The organism is Streptomyces tyrfis, from assembly GCF_037034285.1.
Classification (GTDB): domain Bacteria; phylum Actinomycetota; class Actinomycetes; order Streptomycetales; family Streptomycetaceae; genus Streptomyces.
Genome location: NZ_JBAGJZ010000006.1, coordinates 151,482 through 172,525, shown reverse-complemented (window position 1 = coordinate 172,525; position 21,044 = coordinate 151,482). Strand labels below are relative to the sequence as shown.

Annotated in this window: 16 protein-coding genes; 7 read left to right on the top strand and 9 right to left on the bottom strand. The window is 75.2% G+C overall.

Translation table 11 applies throughout. The annotated features are described in order from the left end of the window. Positions 1 to 107 precede the first annotated feature (107 nt). From serC to WA762_RS06960, 7 genes are all read right to left on the bottom strand, one after another. Positions 108 to 1,226, bottom strand: coding sequence for a phosphoserine transaminase (gene serC / locus WA762_RS06990; protein WP_335933805.1), 1,119 nt, complete (start codon positions 1,224 to 1,226; stop codon positions 108 to 110). Between the two features lie 232 nt (positions 1,227 to 1,458). After that, on the bottom strand, positions 1,459 to 2,670 hold the full coding sequence (locus WA762_RS06985) for a cytochrome P450 family protein (RefSeq protein ID WP_335933804.1): 1,212 nt from the start codon (positions 2,668 to 2,670) through the stop codon (positions 1,459 to 1,461). After that, positions 2,667 to 3,983 carry a cytochrome P450 gene (locus tag WA762_RS06980; protein ID WP_335933802.1) on the bottom strand — a complete coding sequence of 439 codons (1,317 nt, stop codon included), beginning with the start codon at positions 3,981 to 3,983 and terminating at the stop codon, positions 2,667 to 2,669. The genes WA762_RS06985 and WA762_RS06980 overlap by 4 nt, the downstream gene beginning before the upstream one ends. Continuing rightward, complete coding sequence (locus WA762_RS06975) at positions 3,980 to 4,642, bottom strand: GTP-binding protein (RefSeq protein WP_335933800.1); 663 nt, start codon at positions 4,640 to 4,642, stop codon at positions 3,980 to 3,982. The genes WA762_RS06980 and WA762_RS06975 overlap by 4 nt, the downstream gene beginning before the upstream one ends. Continuing rightward, positions 4,623 to 4,985, bottom strand: coding sequence for a DUF742 domain-containing protein (locus tag WA762_RS06970; RefSeq protein ID WP_335933799.1), 363 nt, complete (start codon positions 4,983 to 4,985; stop codon positions 4,623 to 4,625). The genes WA762_RS06975 and WA762_RS06970 overlap by 20 nt, the downstream gene beginning before the upstream one ends. Beyond that, entirely contained in the window at positions 4,982 to 5,425 is a 444-nt protein-coding gene (locus WA762_RS06965; RefSeq protein WP_335933798.1) for a roadblock/LC7 domain-containing protein, read from the bottom strand. Before WA762_RS06965 ends, WA762_RS06970 begins: the two co-directional genes overlap by 4 nt. After that, positions 5,422 to 7,104 (bottom strand): ATP-binding protein, encoded by a 1,683-nt coding sequence (locus WA762_RS06960; RefSeq protein ID WP_335933797.1) that lies wholly within the window; start codon positions 7,102 to 7,104, stop codon positions 5,422 to 5,424. Before WA762_RS06960 ends, WA762_RS06965 begins: the two co-directional genes overlap by 4 nt. Before the next feature lie 445 nt (positions 7,105 to 7,549). Here WA762_RS06960 and WA762_RS06955 point away from each other — a divergent pair, with 445 nt between their 5' ends. After that, positions 7,550 to 10,585 carry an FAD-binding and (Fe-S)-binding domain-containing protein gene (locus WA762_RS06955; RefSeq protein ID WP_335933795.1) on the top strand — a complete coding sequence of 1,012 codons (3,036 nt, stop codon included), beginning with the start codon at positions 7,550 to 7,552 and terminating at the stop codon, positions 10,583 to 10,585. Positions 10,586 to 10,760: 175 nt separating this feature from the next. Here WA762_RS06955 and WA762_RS06950 read toward each other — a convergent pair whose 3' ends face one another. Then, positions 10,761 to 11,741, bottom strand: coding sequence for a LysR family transcriptional regulator (locus WA762_RS06950; protein WP_443080537.1), 981 nt, complete (start codon positions 11,739 to 11,741; stop codon positions 10,761 to 10,763). Between the two features lie 334 nt (positions 11,742 to 12,075). Here WA762_RS06950 and WA762_RS06945 point away from each other — a divergent pair, with 334 nt between their 5' ends. Continuing rightward, positions 12,076 to 13,101, top strand: coding sequence for an EamA family transporter (locus WA762_RS06945; RefSeq protein WP_335933893.1), 1,026 nt, complete (start codon positions 12,076 to 12,078; stop codon positions 13,099 to 13,101). A gap of 76 nt (positions 13,102 to 13,177) precedes the next feature. Then, positions 13,178 to 13,747 carry a hypothetical protein gene (locus tag WA762_RS06940; RefSeq protein ID WP_335933794.1) on the top strand — a complete coding sequence of 190 codons (570 nt, stop codon included), beginning with the start codon at positions 13,178 to 13,180 and terminating at the stop codon, positions 13,745 to 13,747. 232 nt (positions 13,748 to 13,979) lie between these two features. Here WA762_RS06940 and WA762_RS06935 read toward each other — a convergent pair whose 3' ends face one another. Then, positions 13,980 to 15,389 (bottom strand): MFS transporter, encoded by a 1,410-nt coding sequence (locus tag WA762_RS06935; RefSeq protein WP_335933792.1) that lies wholly within the window; start codon positions 15,387 to 15,389, stop codon positions 13,980 to 13,982. A gap of 271 nt (positions 15,390 to 15,660) precedes the next feature. On the opposite strand from WA762_RS06935, the gene WA762_RS06930 reads away from it, so the two are divergent. The 4 genes from WA762_RS06930 to WA762_RS06915 all read left to right on the top strand — a co-directional run bounded on the left by WA762_RS06930 (position 15,661) and on the right by WA762_RS06915 (position 21,042). After that, positions 15,661 to 16,503, top strand: coding sequence for a helix-turn-helix transcriptional regulator (locus tag WA762_RS06930; protein WP_335933790.1), 843 nt, complete (start codon positions 15,661 to 15,663; stop codon positions 16,501 to 16,503). Positions 16,504 to 16,673: 170 nt separating this feature from the next. Continuing rightward, positions 16,674 to 17,738 carry a TIGR03084 family metal-binding protein gene (locus WA762_RS06925; protein ID WP_335933789.1) on the top strand — a complete coding sequence of 355 codons (1,065 nt, stop codon included), beginning with the start codon at positions 16,674 to 16,676 and terminating at the stop codon, positions 17,736 to 17,738. Then, the gene (locus WA762_RS06920) at positions 17,735 to 19,447 is read left to right on the top strand and encodes an acyclic terpene utilization AtuA family protein (protein ID WP_335933788.1); all 1,713 of its coding nucleotides are present in this window, start codon (positions 17,735 to 17,737) and stop codon (positions 19,445 to 19,447) included. The genes WA762_RS06925 and WA762_RS06920 overlap by 4 nt, the downstream gene beginning before the upstream one ends. Continuing rightward, positions 19,444 to 21,042, top strand: coding sequence for an acyl-CoA carboxylase subunit beta (locus WA762_RS06915; protein ID WP_335933785.1), 1,599 nt, complete (start codon positions 19,444 to 19,446; stop codon positions 21,040 to 21,042). The genes WA762_RS06920 and WA762_RS06915 overlap by 4 nt, the downstream gene beginning before the upstream one ends. Positions 21,043 to 21,044 lie beyond the last annotated feature (2 nt).

Below are 21,044 nucleotides of genomic sequence, written 5' to 3'. Positions count from 1 at the left end.
GGAAGGCGGCGTGCCACCCGGTCGGGTGAACGGCGAAGGTCCCCGCGCGCGTCGGGTGCGCGGGGACCTTCGCGGGCGTCGGGGCTACGGGCGCGGGCCGGGGTTCGTCAGAGCTTCTCGATCACGTAGTCGACGCAGGCCGTCAGGGCCTGGACGTCCGCCGGGTCGATCGCCGGGAACATCGCCACGCGCAGCTGGTTGCGGCCCAGCTTGCGGTACGGCTCGGTGTCGACGATCCCGTTGGCGCGCAGGGCCTTGGCGACGGCCGGCGCGTCGATCTCGTCCGAGAAGTCGATCGTGCCGATGACCTGGGAGCGCTTCGCCGGGTCGGAGACGAACGGGGTGGCGTGCTTGGACTCCTCGGCCCAGCCGTACAGGTGCTGGGACGAGGCGGCGGTGCGGCCGGTCGCGAAGTCCAGGCCGCCCTGGCCGTTCAGCCACTCCAGCTGCTCGTTCAGGAGGAAGAGGGTCGCCAGGGCGGGGGTGTTGTACGTCTGGTTCTTGAGGGAGTTGTCGATCGCCGTGGGGAGCGAGAAGAACTCCGGGATGTGGCGGCCCGAGGCGTGGACGCGCGCGGCGCGCTCCAGGGCGGCCGGGGAGAAGACGCCGATCCAGAGGCCGCCGTCGGAGGCGAAGGACTTCTGCGGGGCGAAGTAGTAGACGTCCGACTGGGTGATGTCGACGGGCAGGCCGCCCGCGCCGGAGGTGGCGTCCACCAGGACCAGGGAGCCCTCGTCGGCGCCCGCGACCCGCCGGACCGGCGCGGCGACACCGGTCGACGTCTCGTTGTGGGTGAACGCGTACACGTCCACGCCCTCCTCGGCCCGCGGCTCCGGGTGGGTGCCCGGGTCGGAGGAGATCACGGACGGCTCGGCCAGCCACGGGGCGAGCTCGGCGGCCTTCGCGAACTTCGAGGAGAACTCGCCGAAGGTCAGGTGCTGGGACTTGTTCTCGATCAGCCCGTGCGTCGCGATGTCCCAGAAGGCGGTGGAGCCGCCGTTGCCCAGGATCACCTCGTAGCCCTCGGGGAGCGAGAAGAGGTCGCGCACGCCCTGCCGGACCGAGCCGACCAGGTTCTTGACCGGGGCCTGGCGGTGGGACGTGCCGAGCAGGGACGTGCCGGTGGCGGCCAGGGCGTCGAGCGCCTCCGTCCGCACCTTGGAGGGACCGGCGCCGAAGCGTCCGTCGGCGGGCTTGATGTCAGCGGGAATCTGGATATCGGCCACGAACCGGAGCGTAGTGCCTCGGGGACGGCGCCGAGGGCCGTGTCCGTCGGATGAGACATCCGCTCCGGTGAGTGGACCATCGCCGCGCGGGCCCCGGGCGCGCGGATTCCGCGGGTACGGGCCGCCGGGTACGGCTGCCGTGTGCGGGGGCCGCGCGCGGCGCGGCCCGGGGCGGCGGGTACGGGGAGGGGGGCGCGGGATCTGTGTCACTCCGGGCCTGCCCGTGCGGGCGTCAGCCCAGTCGCACCGGGAGCTCGTACAGGTCGTTCTGGGTGACGACCGGCTTGTTGCGCAGCTCGGACGCCGGGACGGCCAGTTCCAGGTCCGGGAACCGCTCGTACAGGGCGGGCAGCGCCACCCCCGCCTCCAGCCGGGAGAGCGCCGCGCCCGGGCAGACGTGCGGGCCGTGGCCGAACGCGATGTGGCGGTTGGGGGTGCGGGTGACGTCGAACTCGCCGGCCGTCGGGCCGTGCTGTCCCTCGTCGCGGCCGAGCGCGCCGAAGGAGACGATCAGCGCCTCGCCCTTCGGCAGGATCCGGTCGCCCACCTCGACGTCCTCGGCGGCGAACCGGAACAGGACGTGGGACGTGGGCGTCGACCAGCGCAGGGTCTCCTCGATCACGTTCTCCCACGGCACCTCGCCGCTCAGCACCCGGGCGCGCTGCCCGGGGTGGGTCTGGAGGGCGGCGACCGCGTTGACGATCAGGCTGATCGTGGTCTCGTGACCGGCCGCGATGATCAGCTGGAGGGTGTTGACGATCTCCTCGCCGGTGAGGCGGTCGCCGTCCTCGGACGCGGCGATCAGGGCGCTGGTGAGGTCGTCGCCCGGGTTCTCCCGCTTGCCGTCGACGATCTTCGTGAAGAGCGCGCCGAGGTCCGCCATCATCCGCGGGACCTCCTCGGGCGGGGTCTGGGTCGAGAAGAACTGCTCGAACAGTTCCTTCAGCCGGGGGTGGTCGGCGCTGTCGACGCCCATCAGCTCGCTGATCACGTTCATGGGCAGCGGGTAGGCGAACTCCGCCTTCAGGTCGACCGGCCGGCCGCCCTCGGCGAGCGCGGCCAGCCGGTCCAGGCCCGCCGCGGTCAGGGCCTCGACGCGGGGGCGCAGCCGTTCCACCCGCTTCACGGTCAGGGCCTGGGCGACCAGGGTGCGCAGCCGGCGGTGGTCGTCGCCGTCGACGGTGAGCATGGAGCGGCCGGGGTTGGCGAGGCCGATCAGCGGCCAGTCCACGGGTATCTCGCCCCGCTGCCAGGCGCCCCAGACGTCGATGTCCTTCACGAGGCGGCCGTCGGTGAGCAGCCGGCGGGCCTCGGCGTGGTGGGTCACGGCGTAGCAGGGCACTCCGCCCGGCAGTTCCACCTCGGCGAGCGGCCCGGCCGCGCGCAGCCGGGCGGACTCGCCGTCGAGGTCGGTGACGAGGGGGTCGAGCACGATCCGGGTCATCTGGGGCCTCCGTTGACTGGTCCGTTGACTGGTCCGATGGCGGATGCGAGGGCGGCGCCGGTGGCGGAGCCGATGGCGGGGGTGGGGGTGAAGACCACGGGCAGGGCCGTCAGGCCCCGCAGCCAGGGGGACGGGCGGCGGGTGAGCTGTTCGGCGGAGCACGCGAGGTCGATGTCCGGGAGCCGGTCCAGCAGCACCTCGATGCCGGTGCGGGCGATGACCTCGGCGGTCTCCTGGGCGGTGAACGGGCAGCGGTGCTCGCCGTGGCCGAAGGAGAGGAACGCGTTGTTGCCGCCGGTCAGCGCGGAGCCGTCGGTGCGGACCTGCGGGTCGTAGTTGGCGGCGGCGATGCCCAGCAGCAGCATGTCGCCGGCCTGGATGTGGCGTCCGCCGAGGCGGGTGTCGCGCGAGGCCCAGCGGCCGGCGACGTTCTGGGTCGGGGTGTCCTCCCAGAGCACCTCGTTCATGGCCTCGGCGACGCTGTGCCGGCCGCCCGAGAGGGAGGCGGCGAAGCGGTCGTCGGTGAGCATCAGCCGCAGCGAGTTGCCGATCCAGTCGGCGGTCGGCTGGTGTCCCGCGGCCATCATCACCATGAGGTCCTGGGCGACCTCCTCGTCGGTGAAGCCGCCCCGGTCGGCCAGCATCCGGGTCGCGACGTCGTCGCCGGGGACGGCGTGCTTGTCGGCCAGCAGCTGGAACATGGACGTGGCCAGGTGCCGCTGCCCGGCCAGGGCCCGTTCCCGGCCGTCGATCATGTCGTTGAGCGAGCCGACCAGCGCCGCGCCGACGGCGTCGGAGAAGCCGTAGATCTTCGCCAGGACGAGCGCCGGGAGCAGCATCGCGTAGTCGGCGATGACATCGGTGCCGCCGGTGGAGCAGAACCGGTCGACGAGGGCGTCGGCGAACTCCTCCGCGTACCGCTTCAGGGCGAACGGGTCGACGCCCTCCAGCGCGTTGCTGATCATCGCGGCGCGCTCGGTGTGCCGGGGGCCGACCGTGTAGAGGATCGACGGCTGCTTGCGGCCGATCATCGGCAGCAGCGGCCAGTCGTCCGGGATGCGGTGCCACTGGTTCCACAGGTCGGAGTCGCGGCTGAACAGCACCGGGTCGCCGGTGACCTGGTGCAGTTCGCGGTAGCCGAGCACCAGCCAGGCGGGCACGTCGCCGTCCAGGACGACGGGCGCCACCGCCCCGTGGTCGCGGCGCATCTCCCGGTACAGCCGGGTCGGTTCGGTCTGGAACCGGGGGCCGGAGAGCGGCACCCGGCCCTCGGACGCGGGGCAGCCGGCGGGCGGCGCCGGGGGCTGGGTCACGACGTGGGCTCCGGGGTCTTCTCCGGGGCGGTCCCCGGAGGGGTGGCGGACGGGTCGGCGGACGCGGCGGCCAGCCGGCGCCGCGACAGGGTGTGCAGATACTCGACCAGCGTGATCAGCACGTACTTGCTGGACGAGCGGTCCCGGGCGTCGCACTCCACCAGCGGCACGTCGTCCGAGAGGGCCAGCGCCTCCCGGATCTGCCGCTCGGTGTGGACCGGGCCGCCGAAGTCGTTGCAGGCCACGATGAACGGGGCGCCGTGGTGCTCCAGGCGGTCGATCGCGTACCAGGAGTCGGCGAGTCGGCGGGTGTCGACGAGGACGACGGCGCCCAGCGAGCCCGCGAACAGCCGGTCCCACAGGAACCAGAAGCGCTCCTGCCCGGGGGCGCCGAAGAGGTACAGCACCGAGCGTTCGTCGAGCGTGATCCGGCCGAAGTCGAAGGCGACGGTGGTGGCCGTCTTCGACTGGACGCCGTCGAGGTGGTCGACGGCCTCGCCCGCGCTGGTCATGGTCTCTTCGGTGTTCAGCGGGCGGATCTCGCTGACGGAGCGGACCATGGTGGTCTTGCCCACCCCGAAGCCGCCGACGATGGCGATCTTCAGTCCGTTGTCGGCCGTCGCCCTGAGGGCGGGACGGTCAGAGATTGCGGAGTCCAACGAGCACCTGTTCCAGGATGTCGGGGTCGGGGAGCCGGTCCGCGACCCGGGCGGTGCGCGGGTGGCGGGCGCTGATCCGGCCGGTGGCCAGCAGATCGGACAGCAGGATGCGGACGATGCCGACGGGCAGTCCGAGACCCGCGGCGATCTCCACGACGGCGGTGGGCAGGGTGCACATCCGCAGGATCGTCGCGTGCTCCGACTGCATGCCGGGGGTCGGCTCGCACTCGGAGACCACCAGGGTCACCAGGTCGAACGCGTCCGAGTCGGACCGGCTGCGGCCCCCGGTGAGGGTGTACAGCCGGTCGGGGGCGTCGTCCCGGCCGGGACGGGGGCGGCTCATACGTTCGCGTTCGCGGCGGAGGCGGACCCCGTCGCCCCGGCGGCCGAGCGCGGCGGGGCGCTGAGGTGCTCGCCGAGCTGCTCGACGAGTTCGCTCATGTTGTGCCCGACCAGACCGACGTCGGCCTCGTCGGAGGCGACGACCGCCAGATGGGCGCCGGCCCCGGCCTCGACGATGAACAGCACACCGCCGTAGAACTCGGTCATGGCGGACCGCACGCCGCCGGTGCCGTCGCCGAACTCGACGGACGCGCCGTGCGAGAGGCTCTGGATGCCGGCGGAGATCGCGGCCAGCTGGTCGGCCTGGTCGACGGTCAGCTCGGGGGTGCGGCACAGCTTGAGGCCGTCCCTGGACAGGACGAGGGCGTGGCGGGCGCCGGGGGTGCGCTCCAGGAGCCCCTCCAGCAGCCAGTTGAGCTTCTCGTCGGTGGTCGCGGTCATCGGGTGTTGCCTTCTTCCGGGTGCGGGGGACTGGGCCGGACAGCCCGGCGGAAGCTGCTGAAGCGGGCTGCCTGTTCCTTGGGGTCGGCTGCACGGGGCCGGGACTCGCCGGCGCCGTCGGAGTTCTCGGCCCTGTCGCGGGCCTCGGCCATGCGGGCCTCGGCGGCGGCGAGGGTACGGCCGCGGGGCCGCCGGGGGAGCCCGCTCTCGCCGAACCGGGGCAGGCCGCCGGTGGTGTCGGAGGCGGCGGAGTCCGGGGCGGCGGGGGCGGCCGGGGGCACGGCGGCGGGCGGGTGGCCGGCCGGCGCGGCCGGGGCGGGCCGCGGGTGCCGGGCCTCGGCGGGGGCGGCCTCGGCGGCCGTGCCGTGCGAGGGCTCCGGTTCGGGGGCCGCCGGGGCGGCCGGCCGGAACGCCGCGCTCTCGGCGTTCTCGGTGCTCTCGGCGCCCGTGGCCCATGCGGGCCGTGCGGACGACGGGCCGGAGGCGGCCGGGGCCGGGCCGGAGGCGGCGGGGGCGGCGGGCCGGGGGGCGTTCGGGGCCGGGGCCGGGGCCTGCGCGGGGACGGCGGGCCGCGGGGCGTTCGAGGCCGGGATCCGGGTGAGGATCTCCTGCGGGAGCATCAGCAGCGCGCCCGTGCCGCCGCGCGCGGACGGCCGGAACGACACGGTCAGGCCGTGCTTGCGGGCCAGCCGGCCGACGACGGCGAGGCCGAGCCGGGTGCCGGAGAGCCCCGTCAGGTCCTGGTCGGCGGCGGACACCGCGCGCTCGGCGCGGCGCAGCTGCACATCGCTCATGACCAGGCCGCTGTCCTCGACGGTGACGACGATGCCGGCCGGCACCTCCTCGACGTACACATGGACCTCGGCCGTGGGCGGCGAGAAGTTCGCGGCGTTGTCGAGGAGTTCCGCGAGCGCGTGCATGACGCCCTCGGCCGCGTGGCCGGCGACCGCGACATCGCTCGTCGAGTGCAGACGCACCCGCTGGTAGCCGCTGATCCGGCCCATGGCGCCGCGCAGGATCGACTCCATCACGATCGGCTTGGCCCAGCGCCGTCCGGAACGGGCGCCGGTCAGCACGGCGATGGAGTCGGCGAGGCGGCCCGCCTGGGCGGTGCGGTGGTCCAGGTGGAGCAGGTCGCCGAGGACGTCCTCGCCGGAGTGCCGGTGCTCCATCTCGCGCAGGTCGGCGAGCATGCTGGTGGCCAGGGCCTGCATCCGGCCGGCGGCGTTGGCGCAGGCGGCGATGGCGGCGGACCGCTCGCTCTCGCTGCGGGCCGCGCGGGCGGTGAGCTGCTCGACCTCGCCGCTCAGCCGCTCCACGTCGGCCGCGGCCCGCGCGGCGATCCGGGCGGTCTCGGCGTCGGCGGCGCCCTTGATGCGGGCGGTCTCGGCGGTGAACCGCTGGCCGTCGGCGGCGGAGGCGGACACCAGTCGGCTGATCTCGCCGGTGAACCGCTGGGTCTCCGACGCGAGCCGGGCACGCAGCCGGTCGGCGTTGGCGCGGGCGTGGACGGCGGCGGCCACGGCGGCGGACAGCAGCACGGCGGCGGCGCCCGCGCCCCAGGCCAGCGGGGCCCGCACCGATACGGGGGCGGCGACGACCGCCCACAGGCACAGGGAACCGGTGACGGCCAGTGAGGTCAGCAGGGCCAGTGCGGTCGGCCGGGATGAGGGGCTCAAGTGGAGTCCTTGGGGCGGACGGGGCGGGCGGAACGGGCGGAACGGGCGGCGCGACGGGGCGGGTGGCGGCGGCGGTGGTCGGGCGGAGCGGTGGCGGTCGGGGCTACGGGGCGGGCGGGAGCGGCGGCCGGTCGGCGCCTGGGGGATGAATGGGTCTTATCGGGACGGCTCGGGGCGGCAGCGAGGAATGCGACAACTGGAGTTGATAATTCCCCGGCAAGTCGTGGTCACTATATGAGAATTGACGCTCTCTTTGGGAAGATCTTCTGGCGTTCTCTGTTACGTATGTGACTACGTATCCGGCCTGTCCCTGCCCATCCCGCCCTATTCCTGCGTATTCCAGGCCATTCTTGAGCGTTCCCCGGCGTTCCCGCGTATTGAGGCATTCGCGGGAAACGCGCGGGGCCCGGGGGCGTCGGCGGCCGGGCGGCGGCATCCTGGGCCGATGGCCGCACACCAGAATCCGACCGAACGCGCCGAACTCGCCCGGGCGCTGCGCGCCGAGGTCCGCGGCGAGGTCGACTTCTCGCCCACCGCGCGGGCGTTGACGACGATGGACGCCTCCAACTACCGCCGCGTGCCGCTGGGCGTCGTCGCCCCGCGCGACGCCGACGACGTGGCCGCCGCGCTCGCCGTCTGCCGCGCGCACGCCGTGCCCGTGGTCCCGCGCGGCGGCGGCACCTCCACCGCAGGGCAGGCCACCGGCGCCGGCGTCGTGCTCGACCTCACCCGCCACCTGCGGCGGATCACCGCGCTGGACCCCGCCTCCCGCAGCGCCGTCGTCCAGCCCGGCGTGGTCCTGGACGACCTGCGCGCCGCCGCGGCCCCGCACGGCCTGACCTTCGGTCCCGACCCCTCCACGCACAGCCGCTGCACCCTCGGCGGCATGATCGGCAACAACGCCTGCGGCGCCCACTCGGTCGCCTGGGGCACCACCGCCGACAACGTGGACACCCTGACCGTGGCCCGCTACGGCGGCGGCACGATCCGGGCGGGCCGCGGCCGCGACGCCGTACTCCCGGACGGGCTCCGCGCGCTCGTCGACGCCCACCTCGCCCTGCTGCGCACCGGGTTCCCGCCGCTCCCGCGCCGCATCTCCGGCTACGCCCTGGACGCCCTGCTGCCCGAGCGCGGCACCGACCTCGCCCGCGCCCTCTGCGGCGGCGAGGGCACGCTCGGCGTGGTGACGGAGGCGACCGTACGGCTCGTCGAGGCGCCGGCGGCCCGCGCGCTCGCCGTGCTCGGCTACGCCGACGAGTCCGCGGCCGCCGAGGCGGCCCCCGGGCTGCTTCCGTACGCGCCGCTGACCGTGGAGGGCATGGCCGCCGATCTCGTGCGCGGAACCGCCGACGGCGGCCGTCGGGCGGCCGGGCTGCCGCGCGGCGGCGCCTGGCTGTTCGTCGAGACCGGCGGCGCCACCCCGGCCGAGGCGCGGGCGCACGCCGAACGGATCCTGCGCGCCGGCGACCCGCTGGACGGCACGGTCGTCACCGACCCGGCCGGGCAGCGGGCCCTGTGGCGCGTCCGGGAGGACGCCGCCGGCACCGCCACCCGGCTGCCCGACGGCACCGAGGCATGGCCCGGCTGGGAGGACTGCGCGGTGCCGCCGGACCGGCTCGGCCCGTATCTGCGCGCGTTCCGCGCCCTGCTCGCCGAACACGGGCTGCGCGGGGCCCCGTACGGGCACTTCGGCGAGGGCTGCGTCCATGTCCGCATCGACTTCGACCTGCTGGACCCCCGGGGCGTGGCCCGCTTCCGCCGCTTCTCCTCCGACCTCGCGGATCTGGTCGTCGCGCACGGCGGATCGCTGAGCGGCGAGCACGGCGACGGCATGGCCCGTGCCGAACTGCTCCCGCGTATGTACGGGGACGAACTCGTCGCCCTCTTCGCCAGGTACAAGGACGTCTGGGATCCGGACGGCGGCATGAACCCGGGCGTCCTCGCCCGCCCCGCCCGGCTCGACGAGAACCTCCGCTTCGACGTGCTGCCGCGCCGCCCGGTGGACGTCGCGTTCGGCTACCCGCACGACGGCGGCGACTTCACCGCGGCGGTACGGCGGTGCGTGGGCGTCGCCAAGTGCCGTACCGCCGAGCCCTCGGGCGCGGACGTGATGTGCCCGTCGTTCCGGGCGACCGGCGAGGAGGCCCACTCCACCCGGGGCCGGGCCCGGCTGCTGCACGAGATGCTCGCGGGCGAGGTGATCACCGACGGCTGGCGCTCGACGGAGGTACGGGACGCGCTCGACCTCTGCCTCGCCTGCAAGGGCTGCCGCACCGACTGCCCGGTGGGCGTCGACATGGCCGCGTACAAGGCGGAGTTCCTCCACCACCACTACCGGCGACGCCCGCGCCCGGCCGCCCACTACACGATGGGCGGGCTGCCCCGGTGGCTGCGCCTGGCCGCCCCCTTCGCGGGCCCGCTGAACGCCCTGGCCCGGGTGCGCCCGCTCGCCGCCCTGGCCAAGCGGCTCGCCGGGATCGCGCCGGAGCGCGAGCTCCCGGTCCTCGCGCGCGAACCGTTCAGCCGGTGGCTGCGGCGGCGCTGGGACACGCGCGCGGGCGGGGGCAGGGGCCGGGTCAGGGGCGCGGGAACGGGCAGGGGCGCGGGCAGGGGCAGGGGAACGGGCACAGCCACGGGCACCGGCACGGGCAGGGGCACGATGATCCTCTCCAACGACCAGGTGGCCCTCCTGTGGCCGGACACCTTCACCGAACACCTCGCGCCCGAGGTGGGCCGGGCGGCGGTCCGCGTCCTGGAGTCCGCCGGCCGCACCGTGCTGACGCCCGGCCCCGGGCTGTGCTGCGGCCTCACCTACGTCTCCACCGGCCGGCTCGACCGGGCTCGCACGGTGATGCGCCGGACCCTGGACCGGATCGCCCCGGTCCTCGGCGACCCGATCGTCGTCCTCGAACCGAGCTGCGCCGCCACCCTCCGCACCGACCTGCCCGAACTCCTCCCCGGCGACCCCCGTGCCGCCGAACTCGCCGCCTCCGTCAGGACGTTGGCGCAGTACCTGGAGGAGTTGGCCCCGCACTGGCGGCCGCCCCGCCTGGACCGCCCGGCCGTCGGCCAGACCCACTGCCACCAGCACGCGGTCCTCGGCGACGCGGCGGAACGCCGCCTGCGCGAACGCGCCGGCCTGCGCGGGGAGCTGAGCGGGGGATGCTGCGGTCTGGCGGGCAACTTCGGCTTCGAGAAGGGGCATGAGGAGGTCTCGACGGCGTGCGCGGAGGAGCGATTGCTCCCCTCGGTACGGGCCGCCGCACCCGGCGCGGCGATCCTGGCGGACGGCTTCTCCTGCCGTACCCAGCTCGCCCAGCTGGGCGGGTTCCGGGCCCGGCACCTGGCGGAGGTGCTGGCGGAGGGCCTGCCGGAGACGCCGCCGGGGCAACTGCCGGGAGAGCCGCCGGAGAGGCCGCAGGGGGAGCCGTCGGAGGGGCTGCCGGGGGAGGGGCCGCAAGGGGAGCCGCCGGAGGGGTGAGGACGCCGGACGCCCGCCGCCGGGTCCGGCACGGGCTGTGCGGCGCCCGGCACGGGATCACCGGGCCCGGCACGGGATCACCGGCCCGGCACGGACGAACGGGGCCACGGTGTCCGGTACGAGCCACGGACCATGGCGTCCGGAACCGGTCACGGGGCATGAAGCCCGGCACGGATCAGGGCGTTCCGTGCGGCGGGCGGCTCCGCACGATCTCGTGGGCCAGCGCGAGGAGGTCCGCCAGCGCGGGGTGGCCGGGGGCGTCGCGCCGGGCGAGTACGACGGGGAGCGGCGGGGCGTCGACGAGCGGGCGGTAGGCGACCCCGGAGTGCGGGTGCATCTCGGCGGTGGAGGCGGCGGAGACCCCGGCGCCCCGCCCCGCCGCGATGGCGGTCAGCCAGTCGTCGGTGTTGGCGACCGTACGGGTCGCGGCGGGCCGCGCGTCCGGCGGCCACAGTTCGAGGTCGGTGGTGCCGGAGACGGTGTTGAGGACGACCGTGCCGTCCGCGAGGTCGGCGAGCCGCAGCGCGGCGCGGGCGGCGAGCGGCCCGTCCGCCGCCACCGCCGCCACCCGGGGCTCCTCGAACAGCACCTCGGTGACGAGCCCCGGCACCGTCACCGGCCCCCGCAGCAGCGCCGCGTCGACGTCGCCCCGGGTGAGCCCGGCGGTGCGGTCGTCGATCCGCAGCAGCTCCAGCGGGGTGCGCGGGTGGCGTTCCTGCCAGAGGCGGAGCAGCGGTGTGGTGTACGGGCCGAACGCGGACCAGGCGTGTCCGACCCGCAGCGGCCGCCGGCTGGGCCCGCCCGGGCCGAGCGCCTCGTCGAACGCGGCGACCGCGGCCGCCGCCCGGTCCCGGAACGCGACGCCCTCGGCGGTGAGGACCAGATGATGGGTGGACCGGTCGACGAGCCGGACCCCGAGGCTCCGTTCCAGGGCGGCGAGCGTCCGGGAGACCGCGGGCTGGGTGAGGCGGAGCCGGGCGGCGGCCCGGGTGACGTTGCCCGCGTCCGCGACGGCGAGGAAGGCGCGCAGATGACGGATCTCCACGCCGCGGTCCCGGCCGCGGTCCGGCCCGTTCCCGATGCGGGGGCCGTCGGGGCCACCGGGGCGATCGGGATCTCCGGGGACCTCGGGGCCGCCGGTCGGTGCAGGGCTCATGCGCGGGGAGCATAACCGGAGCCCACCCGGCATTTCACAGGGCACGCGGAGATACCTACCGTAAGAGGGAGGTATCCCGCGGTCCGACACGGCGTCGCCGCACGGGGGCTCGCACGCGGCGCCCCCGCACGGCCGACGCGGTGCGCTCCGCACCGCGGTCAGCGGGCTCCGAGCACCCGGACATCAGGGGTCCCGCGACTCCAGGTCCGGGTTCCCTGCCCGGACGCACCGGGCCACGGCTCCGACTCCGGCGCCGGGGCCGGGACCGGGGCCCGGACCGGCGGGGAACGACAGGAACGACAGGAACAACCCAAGTGGACGTGTGTACGTGGACGTGAACGACCGGCGCGGGGCGCCAGTGGCGGCGACGGAGCGGGCGGCGGGCCTCGCCGTACCGGAGAAGACGGCGGCCGGCCCGGCGCCGGGCCCCGCCCGGACCCGGGGGCAGGGCCGGGCGGCGGCCCTGGCCCCGGTCGCCCTGGTGATCGCGGGCGGCCTGTCCGTCCAGTTCGGCGCCTCGGTCGCGGTGCTGCTGATGCCCCGGGCCGGGGCGCTCGGCGTGGTCACCCTGCGCCTGGGGGCCGCCGCACTCGTCATGCTGCTCGTCTGCCGGCCCGGCCTGCGCGGATACTCCCGCGCCGACTGGGGCACCGTCCTCGCCTTCGGCACGGTCATGTGCGGCATGAACACGCTCTTCTACCAGGCCGCCGACCGCATCCCGCTGGGCGCGGCCGTCACCCTGGAGGTGCTGGGCCCGCTCGCCCTCTCCGTGATCGTGTCCCGCCGCCTGATCAGCGTGGTGTGGGCGGGGCTCGCCCTGGGCGGCGTGGTCCTGCTGAGCGGGATGGCGGCCCCGCTGCTCGATCCGGGCCGGGAGTTCGGCGAGGGCTTCGACAGCCTCGACCCGGTGGGCGCCGCGTACGCCCTGGGCGCGGGCGTCATGTGGGCGGCGTACATCGTCTTCAGCGCCCGCACCGGCCGACGCTTCCCGCAGGCCGACGGCCTGGCCCTGGCCATGACGGTCGCCGCCGTGCTCACCCTGCCCCTCGGCATCCTGGAGTCGGGCTCCAAGCTGCTGGTCCCGTCCACGCTGGGGCTGGGCGCGCTGGTGGCGGTGCTGAGCTCCGTACTGCCGTACACCCTCGAACTCATGGCGCTGCGCCGCCTGCCCGCCCCCACCTTCGCGATCCTGATGAGCCTGGAACCGGCGATAGCGGCCACGGCCGGCTTCCTCGTCCTCGGCCAGGCCCTCACCGCGACGGACGCCCTGGCCATCGCCCTGGTCATCGGCGCGAGCATGGGCGCGGTCCGCAGCCAGACACGACCCCGGGGACCCGAGAGGAACCACGCCCTCGCCTGAGGGCGTCTCCTCCGGCGGCCGGGGCGGGGACGCCCTCGTGCGAGCGGAGGCCGGTCGGACCGGAGGTGGAGGGGACGTGGTGGCGGACGTCGGGACGCCCTTGGACGAGGAACAGCGCCTCGTGTGGTCGTACACGCCGCTGGAGGGCGTCGGCCCGCTGCGGTTCGGCATGACGCCGGACCAGGCGCGGGCCGCCGTGGACGGGGTCCTCGAAGCCGACGCCACGCGCCGCCGTGCGGGAGACGAGGAGTGGACGGAATTCTGGCTCCGGCACCGCCCCCACGTGGGGTTCTACGGAGCTGCGGTCACCGCGTACTTCAGCCGCTCGGCCGGTCTGGCGGGCATCGCCCTCGACGCGCTGCGCGGCCCGCAGGCGATCTGGGAGGGGACCCGGCTGGTGGGCCGGGCCCCGTCGCCCCTGGAGGCGTGGTTCACGGACCGCCTCGCCGCCCGGGAAGCGGGGGCGAGGTATTCGATGTGCGCCGATCCCTGCTCGACACGGCACGGGCTGGTGCTGCGGGTCCAGCGGACCGGCGTCGGCCCGCTGAGCCGGCCGGTGATGGTGGCCGAGACATGGGCCGACGGCTGCTGGGACGTCATCGGGGGCGGAATTCCCCGGCGGGAGTGGCGGATCCCCGGGCGCTGACGGCGGACCGGTCCGCCGGCCGCCGAGAGCCGCCGCCGAGAGCCGCCGCCGAGAGCCGCCGCCGTCCGCGCGGCGGACGGTTTCGAGCGCGTGCGCCTCCGGCCCTGCGCCCGGTTCCACCGTGGGCGGGTGGTGGGAGCCCGCGACCGGGTGACCCGTGACCGGGGGCCCGCGAGACCGCGGATGACCGCCCCGGTTGCCCAGGGCGGCTGAAGCCCCTGGTACGGCAATGTCAGCCGCACCGCTTCGTGAGACGGGCGGTGGTGGGGAGGCCGATGAGGAGCAGGAGCCCGGCCGCCGCGGCGTAGGCGAGGTGGTGGCCCGGCAGTGACAGGCCCCCGTGTCCCGACGCGCCGACGGACTGGGCGATGTCGGCCAGGACGGTGGGGCCCACGCCGCTGCCGATCTGAAGGGCGGTGGCCGTGACGGCCGAGGCGGTGCCGTGGGCCCGGCCCGGCACGTCGCGCAGGCCGGTGGCGGTGATGGCGGGGAAGGCCAGGCCCTGCCCGACGCCGGTGACGACCAGGCCGGCCAGGACCGGTCCCCCGTAGGGGCTGTGCGCCCCGGCCGCGCACCACATCAGCACGCCGCCGGCTGTGAGGAGGATGCCCGACGCCAGGAGCGGGCGTGGTCCGCGGGTTTTCATCAGGCGTCCGGAGAACAGCGCGGCAGCGGCGACGGCCAGGCTGACGGGAAGGACCGCGAGACCCGAGGAGGCCGCGGACATCCCGCGCACCTGCTGGAGGTAGAGCGGCAGCAGGAACAGGGAGCCGGTGACGCAGAAGTAGAAGGCGACGGCCACCGACGCCGCGGTGCGTACACCGCGCAAGCGCAGCAGGTCCCCGTCCAGCAGGACCGCGTCCCCGCCGCGGGCACGGCCGCGGCGCCACCACAGGCATCCGCCGGTCGCGGCGGCCGCCGCCGTCGCCCCCGCGAGCAGGCCGCCCCCGGGGCGGGAGGCCAGGTCGGCGCTGAAGACGGTCAGAGTGATCGCCGCCACCAGTGCGCCGGCCCCCGTCAGGTCCAGAGGGCCCCGGCGGCGTCGCGCGCCCGGCGGCAGCCACCGCACCGCGGCGACAGCGGTGACCGCCGCCGCCAGGGCCTGCAGAGCGAACACCCAACGCCAGCCGAATGCACTGGTGACCACGCCCCCGAGCACCAGACCGGCTCCGTAGCAGCCCGCCTGCGCGGCGGAGAACACTCCCAGGGCGCGCGAGCGCGCCGGCCCGCTGGGATACACCGAGGTCAGCAGGGCCGTGGCCGCCGGCATGGTGATCGCCGCCCCCGCCCCCTGCAGCACACGTCCCACCACGACCATCCGGAACACGGGTGCCGTGAACGCGAGCACGGCACCCGCCGCCACCATCGCCAGGCCCCCGACGAGCACCCGCCGACGCCGCAGTCGGTCCGCCATGGCCCCGCCGCACAGCAGCAGACCCGCGAACGCGAGCGCGTAGCCGGTCACCGCCCAGGACAGGTTCTGCGCCGAGGTACCGAACCGCGCGCCCATCGAGGGCAGAGCGCTGTTGAGCACGGCGACCCCGCCGGCGTCCAGGCCCGCGGCCGCGCTCAGCGCCGCCAGGGGCGCGTACCGGACGGGCGCTGGACCACCGGGCTCCGGCGCCCCGGGACGCGTGCGCACGGACGGATCGCCGGACACCGGCGAGGACGAAGCGGGCAAGGGCGGTTCGCCGGGATGTGCGGGCATGTGCGGGCTCCGAGGAAGAGAGACGCGCGGACGTGCCGACGCGGCGGATCCGGCCCGTCGGCGACCGGGGCCGCCCGCGTCGTGCGGCACCGTTGGCAGCCAGTCTGAGCCGGGGCGCGCACCGCGACGAGACACCGCCGCGGGCAGGCACCGCCGGGGGTGGCCCCGTCGGGGACACCCCCGGCGGAGGGCCGATACTCGGTGCATGACACCGTCCGCGGCACTTCCCGAACTGGCCCACTTCCTGCGCACGCGCCGGGCCCGGCTGACCCCGGAAGCCGTCGGCCTGCCCCGGACCAGCACCCGCCGGCTGAACGGACTGCGCAGAGCCGAGGTCGCCGCCCTGGCCGGCATCAGCCCCGAGTACTACACCCGGCTCGAACAGGGCCGTCAGCGCCACCCCTCGCCCGACGTCCTGGACGCCCTCGCCGACGCCCTGCGACTCGACGACGACGCCCACCGGCACCTCCACCACCTCGCCGCCGGCGGCCCGACCCACCAGGCGGGCCCGCCCGCCGCCACGGTCCCGGACGTGCCGGAAGCGACTCTGCGGCTGCTCGACTCGCTGACCCTGTGGCCGGCACACGTGGTCACCCCCATGCGCGACATCCTGGCCTGGAACGACGCCGAATCCTGGCTGCTCTTCGACTACGCCGAACTTCCGCCCCAGCACAGGAACTTCGCCTGGTTCGTCTTCTGCGACCCCCGCGCACCGCAGCTCCTCACGGACTGGGAGAAGACGGCACGCGGCAACGTGCACCGCCTGCGCCACGCGGTGGCCGCCGATCCGCACAACGAGCGCGGCAGCCGGCTCGTGGCCGATCTGACCGCGCACAGCAGCCGGTTCGCCGCGATATGGGAAGAACACGACGTACGCGGCCCGGCCACCGGAAGCCATGGCTTCCGCCACCCCCGGGCCGGCCGGCTCGACCTGGACTACGCCGCCTACGTCGTCCCCGGCGCCCACATGCTCGAACTCGTGGTCCTGACCGCGGACGAGGGCTCTTTCACCCACAAGGCGCTGGAGCGGGCCGCGGCGGAACGCTGAGCCTCCAAGGAGCCGTCCGCCCGCCCGCCCAGGCGTCGGCGCGGGCTCCCGGGGCCGGCCGCCACGACCGTCGGGCGGGCTCGGCGGAAAAGCATGCAAGCATGCTTGCTTGTTTATCGCCGCGCTGTCATGCTCCTGGGCACACCGCCACGCCCCGAGGGGAGCGCACCGTGTCCGATGTCACGGCCGTGATCGACGATTTGCGTGACGAGAGCGCCGAACTCGATCAGCTGGTACGGGAGTTGAGTCCCGAACAATGGTCCGCCCCGACGCCCGCGCCCGGCTGGAGCATCGCCCACCAGATCGCCCATCTCACCTGGACCGACGGCGTCGCACTGCTCGCCGCGACCGACCCCGACGCCTTCGCGGCCGAGACGGCGAAGGCCCTGGAGGCGCCCGACACCTTCGTGGACGTGGCCGCGCGGGCGATCGTGGCCGAGGCGAACGCAGCCGCTGCGACCGCGGCGGAGACGAGCACGGCTGGGGCGGCCGGGGCCGGGGCGGGCACGGCCGGGGCCGTCCCGGAGGTGCTGCTCGCACGGTGGCGGGACGGCCGGGAACGGGTGCAGCGGATGCTGCGTACGGCGCCGGCCGGGACCCGGATTCCCTGGTACGGGCCGCCCATGAGCGTGGCGACCATGGCGACCGCCCGGCTCATGGAGACCTGGGCGCACGGCCAGGACATCGCCGACGCGCTCGGCGTGACCAGGGTCCCGACCGCCCGGCTGCGGCATGTGGCCCGGATCGGCGTGCGGGCCCGGGACTACGCGTATCTGGTACGGGGGATCGAGGCGCCGGGGGAGGAGTTCCGGGTCGAACTCGAAGCCCCGGGCGGCGAATTGATCGCCTACGGGCCCGAGGGCGCCGCTCAGCGCGTCACCGGGCCGCTCCTCGACTTCTGCCTGCTGGTCACCCAGCGCGCCCACCGCGACGACCTCGCCGTCCGGGCCACCGGTCCCGACGCGGACCGCTGGCTCGACATCGCCCAGGCGTTCGCCGGACCTCCGGGAGCCGGACGCGCTCCCCGGTCCGAGACGTCCGCCGCCGCCGCCGACGCCGGCCGCGCTCCCCGCTCCGAAGGCCCCGGCAACGGTTCCGCACCCCGCCCCGACGGCCTCGTGACCGACGCGGGCCGCGCACCCCGCCCGGACGGCCCCGCGAAGTCCGACGCGGGCCGCGCGCCCCGCCCTCAAGCCCCCGGCGCCGCCCCCGCGCCCCGAGAGGAGCGGCCATGACCGCGCCGCTCCGGATCGGCAACGCCTCCGGGTTCTACGGCGACCGCTTCGACGCCCTGCGCGAGATGCTCACCGGCGGCCCGCTCGACGTCCTCACCGGCGACTATCTGGCCGAGCTGACCATGCTCATCCCGGCCCGCGGCCGGCTCAAGGACCCCGCGCGCGGATACGCCACCACCTTCCTCCGCCAGCTCGAAGAGGGCCTCGGGCTCGCCCATGAGCGCGGGGTGAAGATCGTCGCCAACGCCGGGGGACTCAATCCGGCCGGACTGGCCCAGCAGGTAAGGGAGTTGGCGGAGAGGGCCGGTGTTCCGGCGCGGGTCGCCCATGTGGAGGGCGACAGCCTGCCCGTCCCCGAGGGATGCCTCACCGCCAACGCCTACCTCGGCGGCGCCGGGATCGCCGCCTGTCTGCGGGCCGGGGCCGATGTCGTCGTCACCGGCCGGGTCACCGACGCCGCGCTCGTCACCGGCCCCGCCGCCGCCCACTTCGGCTGGGGGCCGGACGACCTCGACGCGCTCGCCGGGGCCGTCGTCGCCGGACACGTGCTGGAGTGCGGGGCCCAGGCCACCGGCGGGAACTACGCCTTCTTCCGCGACCACGACATCCGCCGCCCCGGCTTCCCCGTCGCCGAGATCCACGCCGACGGCGCCTCCGTCATCACCAAGCACGACGGCACCGGCGGCGTCGTCGACCTCGGCACCGTCACCGCGCAGCTCCTCTACGAGACCGGCGGCGCCCGGTACGCCGGGCCGGACGTCACCGCCCGGCTCGACACCGTACGGCTCGCGCAGGACGGGCCCGACCGGGTGCGAATATCCGGGGTGCGGGGCGAGGCACCGCCGCCCACCCTCAAGGTCGGGCTCAACCGCCTCGGCGGCTGGCGCAACGAGGTCGTCTTCGTGCTCACCGGGCTCGACATCGAGGCCAAGGCGCGGCTGGTGCGGGAGCAGTTCGCGGACGCGCTGACCCGTTCCGGCGGCGAACCGGCCGAGGTGCGCTGGGAGTTGGCGCGCACCGACCGGCCCGACGCCGCCACCGAGGAGACCGCGAGCGCCCTGCTCCGGCTCGTCGTCCGCGACCCGGACCCGGAGGCCGTCGGGCGCGCCGTCTCCGGGGCCGCGGTCGAGCTCGCGCTGGCCAGTTATCCCGGCTTCCACGTCACCACGCCGCCCGGGAAGGGCAGTCCGTACGGCGTGTTCGAGGCCCGGTACGTACCGGCCGGCGAGGTCCCGCACCTCGCCGTCCTCCCCGACGGCCGGCGCGAGCGCCAGGACCCTCCCGCGCGTACGCGGCCCCTCCGCGACGTCGAACCGCCCCCGCTGCCCGAGCCGTTGCCGCCCGGCCCCACCCGCGTCGCCCCGCTGGGCCGGATCGCGGGGGCCCGCAGCGGGGACAAGGGAGGCGACGCCAACATCGGCGTCTGGGTGCGGGACGAGGACGCCTGGCGATGGCTGGCGCACGAGCTGACCGTGGAGAGGTTCAAGGAACTCCTCCCGGAATGCGCCGAGTTGGGCGTCACGCGACACATCCTGCCCAACCTGCGCGCGCTGAACTTCGTCGTGCGCGGGCTGCTCGGCGAGGGCGTCGCCGCGCGGCGCCGGTTCGACCCGCAGGCCAAGGCGGTGGGGGAGTGGCTGCGGTCCCGCCGTCTTCCCGTACCCGTACCGCTGCTGGAGGCCGTCCACGCACCGGAGGTGACCGTATGACCGTCCTGCGCACCGGGCTCGACCCCACGAGCCCCGAATACGAGGCCAACCGGGCGGCGATGCTCGCCAAGCTCGACGAACTCTCCGCCGAACACGCCAGGGCGCGGGCGGGCGGTGGCGAGAAGTACGTCGAACGCCACCGGAAACGCGGCAAGTCGACGGCGCGCGAGCGGATCGAGCTGCTGGTCGACCCGGACACCCCCTTCCTGGAGCTGTCGCCGCTCGCCGCCTGGGGCAGCGACTACACGGTCGGCGCCTCCCTCGTCACCGGCATCGGCGTGGTGGCGGGCGTCGAGTGCCTGATCACCGCCAACGACCCGACCGTGCGCGGCGGCGCCTCCAACCCGTGGACGCTGAAGAAGGCGCTGCGGGCCAACGAGATCGCCTTCGCCAACCGGCTGCCCTGCGTGAGCCTCGTCGAGTCGGGCGGGGCCGACCTGCCCTCCCAGAAGGAGATCTTCATCCCGGGCGGGGCGCTGTTCCGCGACCTCACCCGGCTGTCGGCGGCCGGCATCCCCACCGTGGCCGTGGTCTTCGGCAACTCGACCGCCGGCGGCGCGTACGTCCCCGGCATGTCCGACCACACCGTCATGATCAAGGAACGGTCCAAGGTGTTCCTCGGCGGCCCGCCCCTGGTCAAGATGGCGACCGGCGAGGAGAGCGACGACGAGTCGCTCGGCGGCGCCGAGATGCACGCCCGCGTCTCCGGCCTCGCCGACCACTTCGCCGTCGACGAGCACGACGCGCTGCGCCGCGCCCGCCGCATCGTCGCCCGCCTCGACTGGCGCAAGGCGCACCCCGACCCGGGCCCGGCCGAGCCGCCGAAGTACGACGAGGACGAGCTGATCGGCATCGTGCCCGGCGACCTGAAGGTGCCCTTCGACCCGCACGAGGTCATCGCCCGCATCGTCGACGGCTCGGACTTCGACGCGTTCAAACCGCTGTACGGGACCAGCCTGGTGACCGGATGGGCCGCTCTCCACGGATACCCGGTCGGCATCCTCGCCAACGCCCGGGGCGTGCTGTTCAGCGAGGAGTCGCAGAAGGCCGCCCAGTTCATCCAGCTCGCCAACCAGCGGGACATCCCGCTGCTGTTCCTGCACAACACCACCGGCTACATGGTCGGAAAGGAGTACGAGCAGGGCGGCATCGTCAAGCACGGCGCGATGATGATCAACGCGGTCGCCAACTCGAAGGTCCCGCATCTGTCCGTGCTGATGGGCGCCTCGTACGGGGCCGGGCACTACGGCATGTGCGGGCGCGCCTACGACCCCCGGTTCCTGTTCTCCTGGCCCAGCAGCAAGTCCGCCGTCATGGGGCCGCAGCAGCTCGCCGGGGTGCTCTCGATCGTCGCCCGCGCCTCCGCCGCCGCGAAGGGGCGGCCGTACGACGACGAGGCCGACGCAGGGCTGCGGGCCATGGTGGAGCAGCAGATCGAGTCCGAGTCGCTGCCCATGTTCCTGTCCGGCCGGCTGTACGACGACGGGGTCATCGACCCGCGCGACACCAGGACCGTCCTCGGGATGTGCCTGTCCGCGATCCACACCGCCCCGGTCGAAGGCGCTCGCGGCGGCTTCGGCGTCTTCCGGATGTGAGG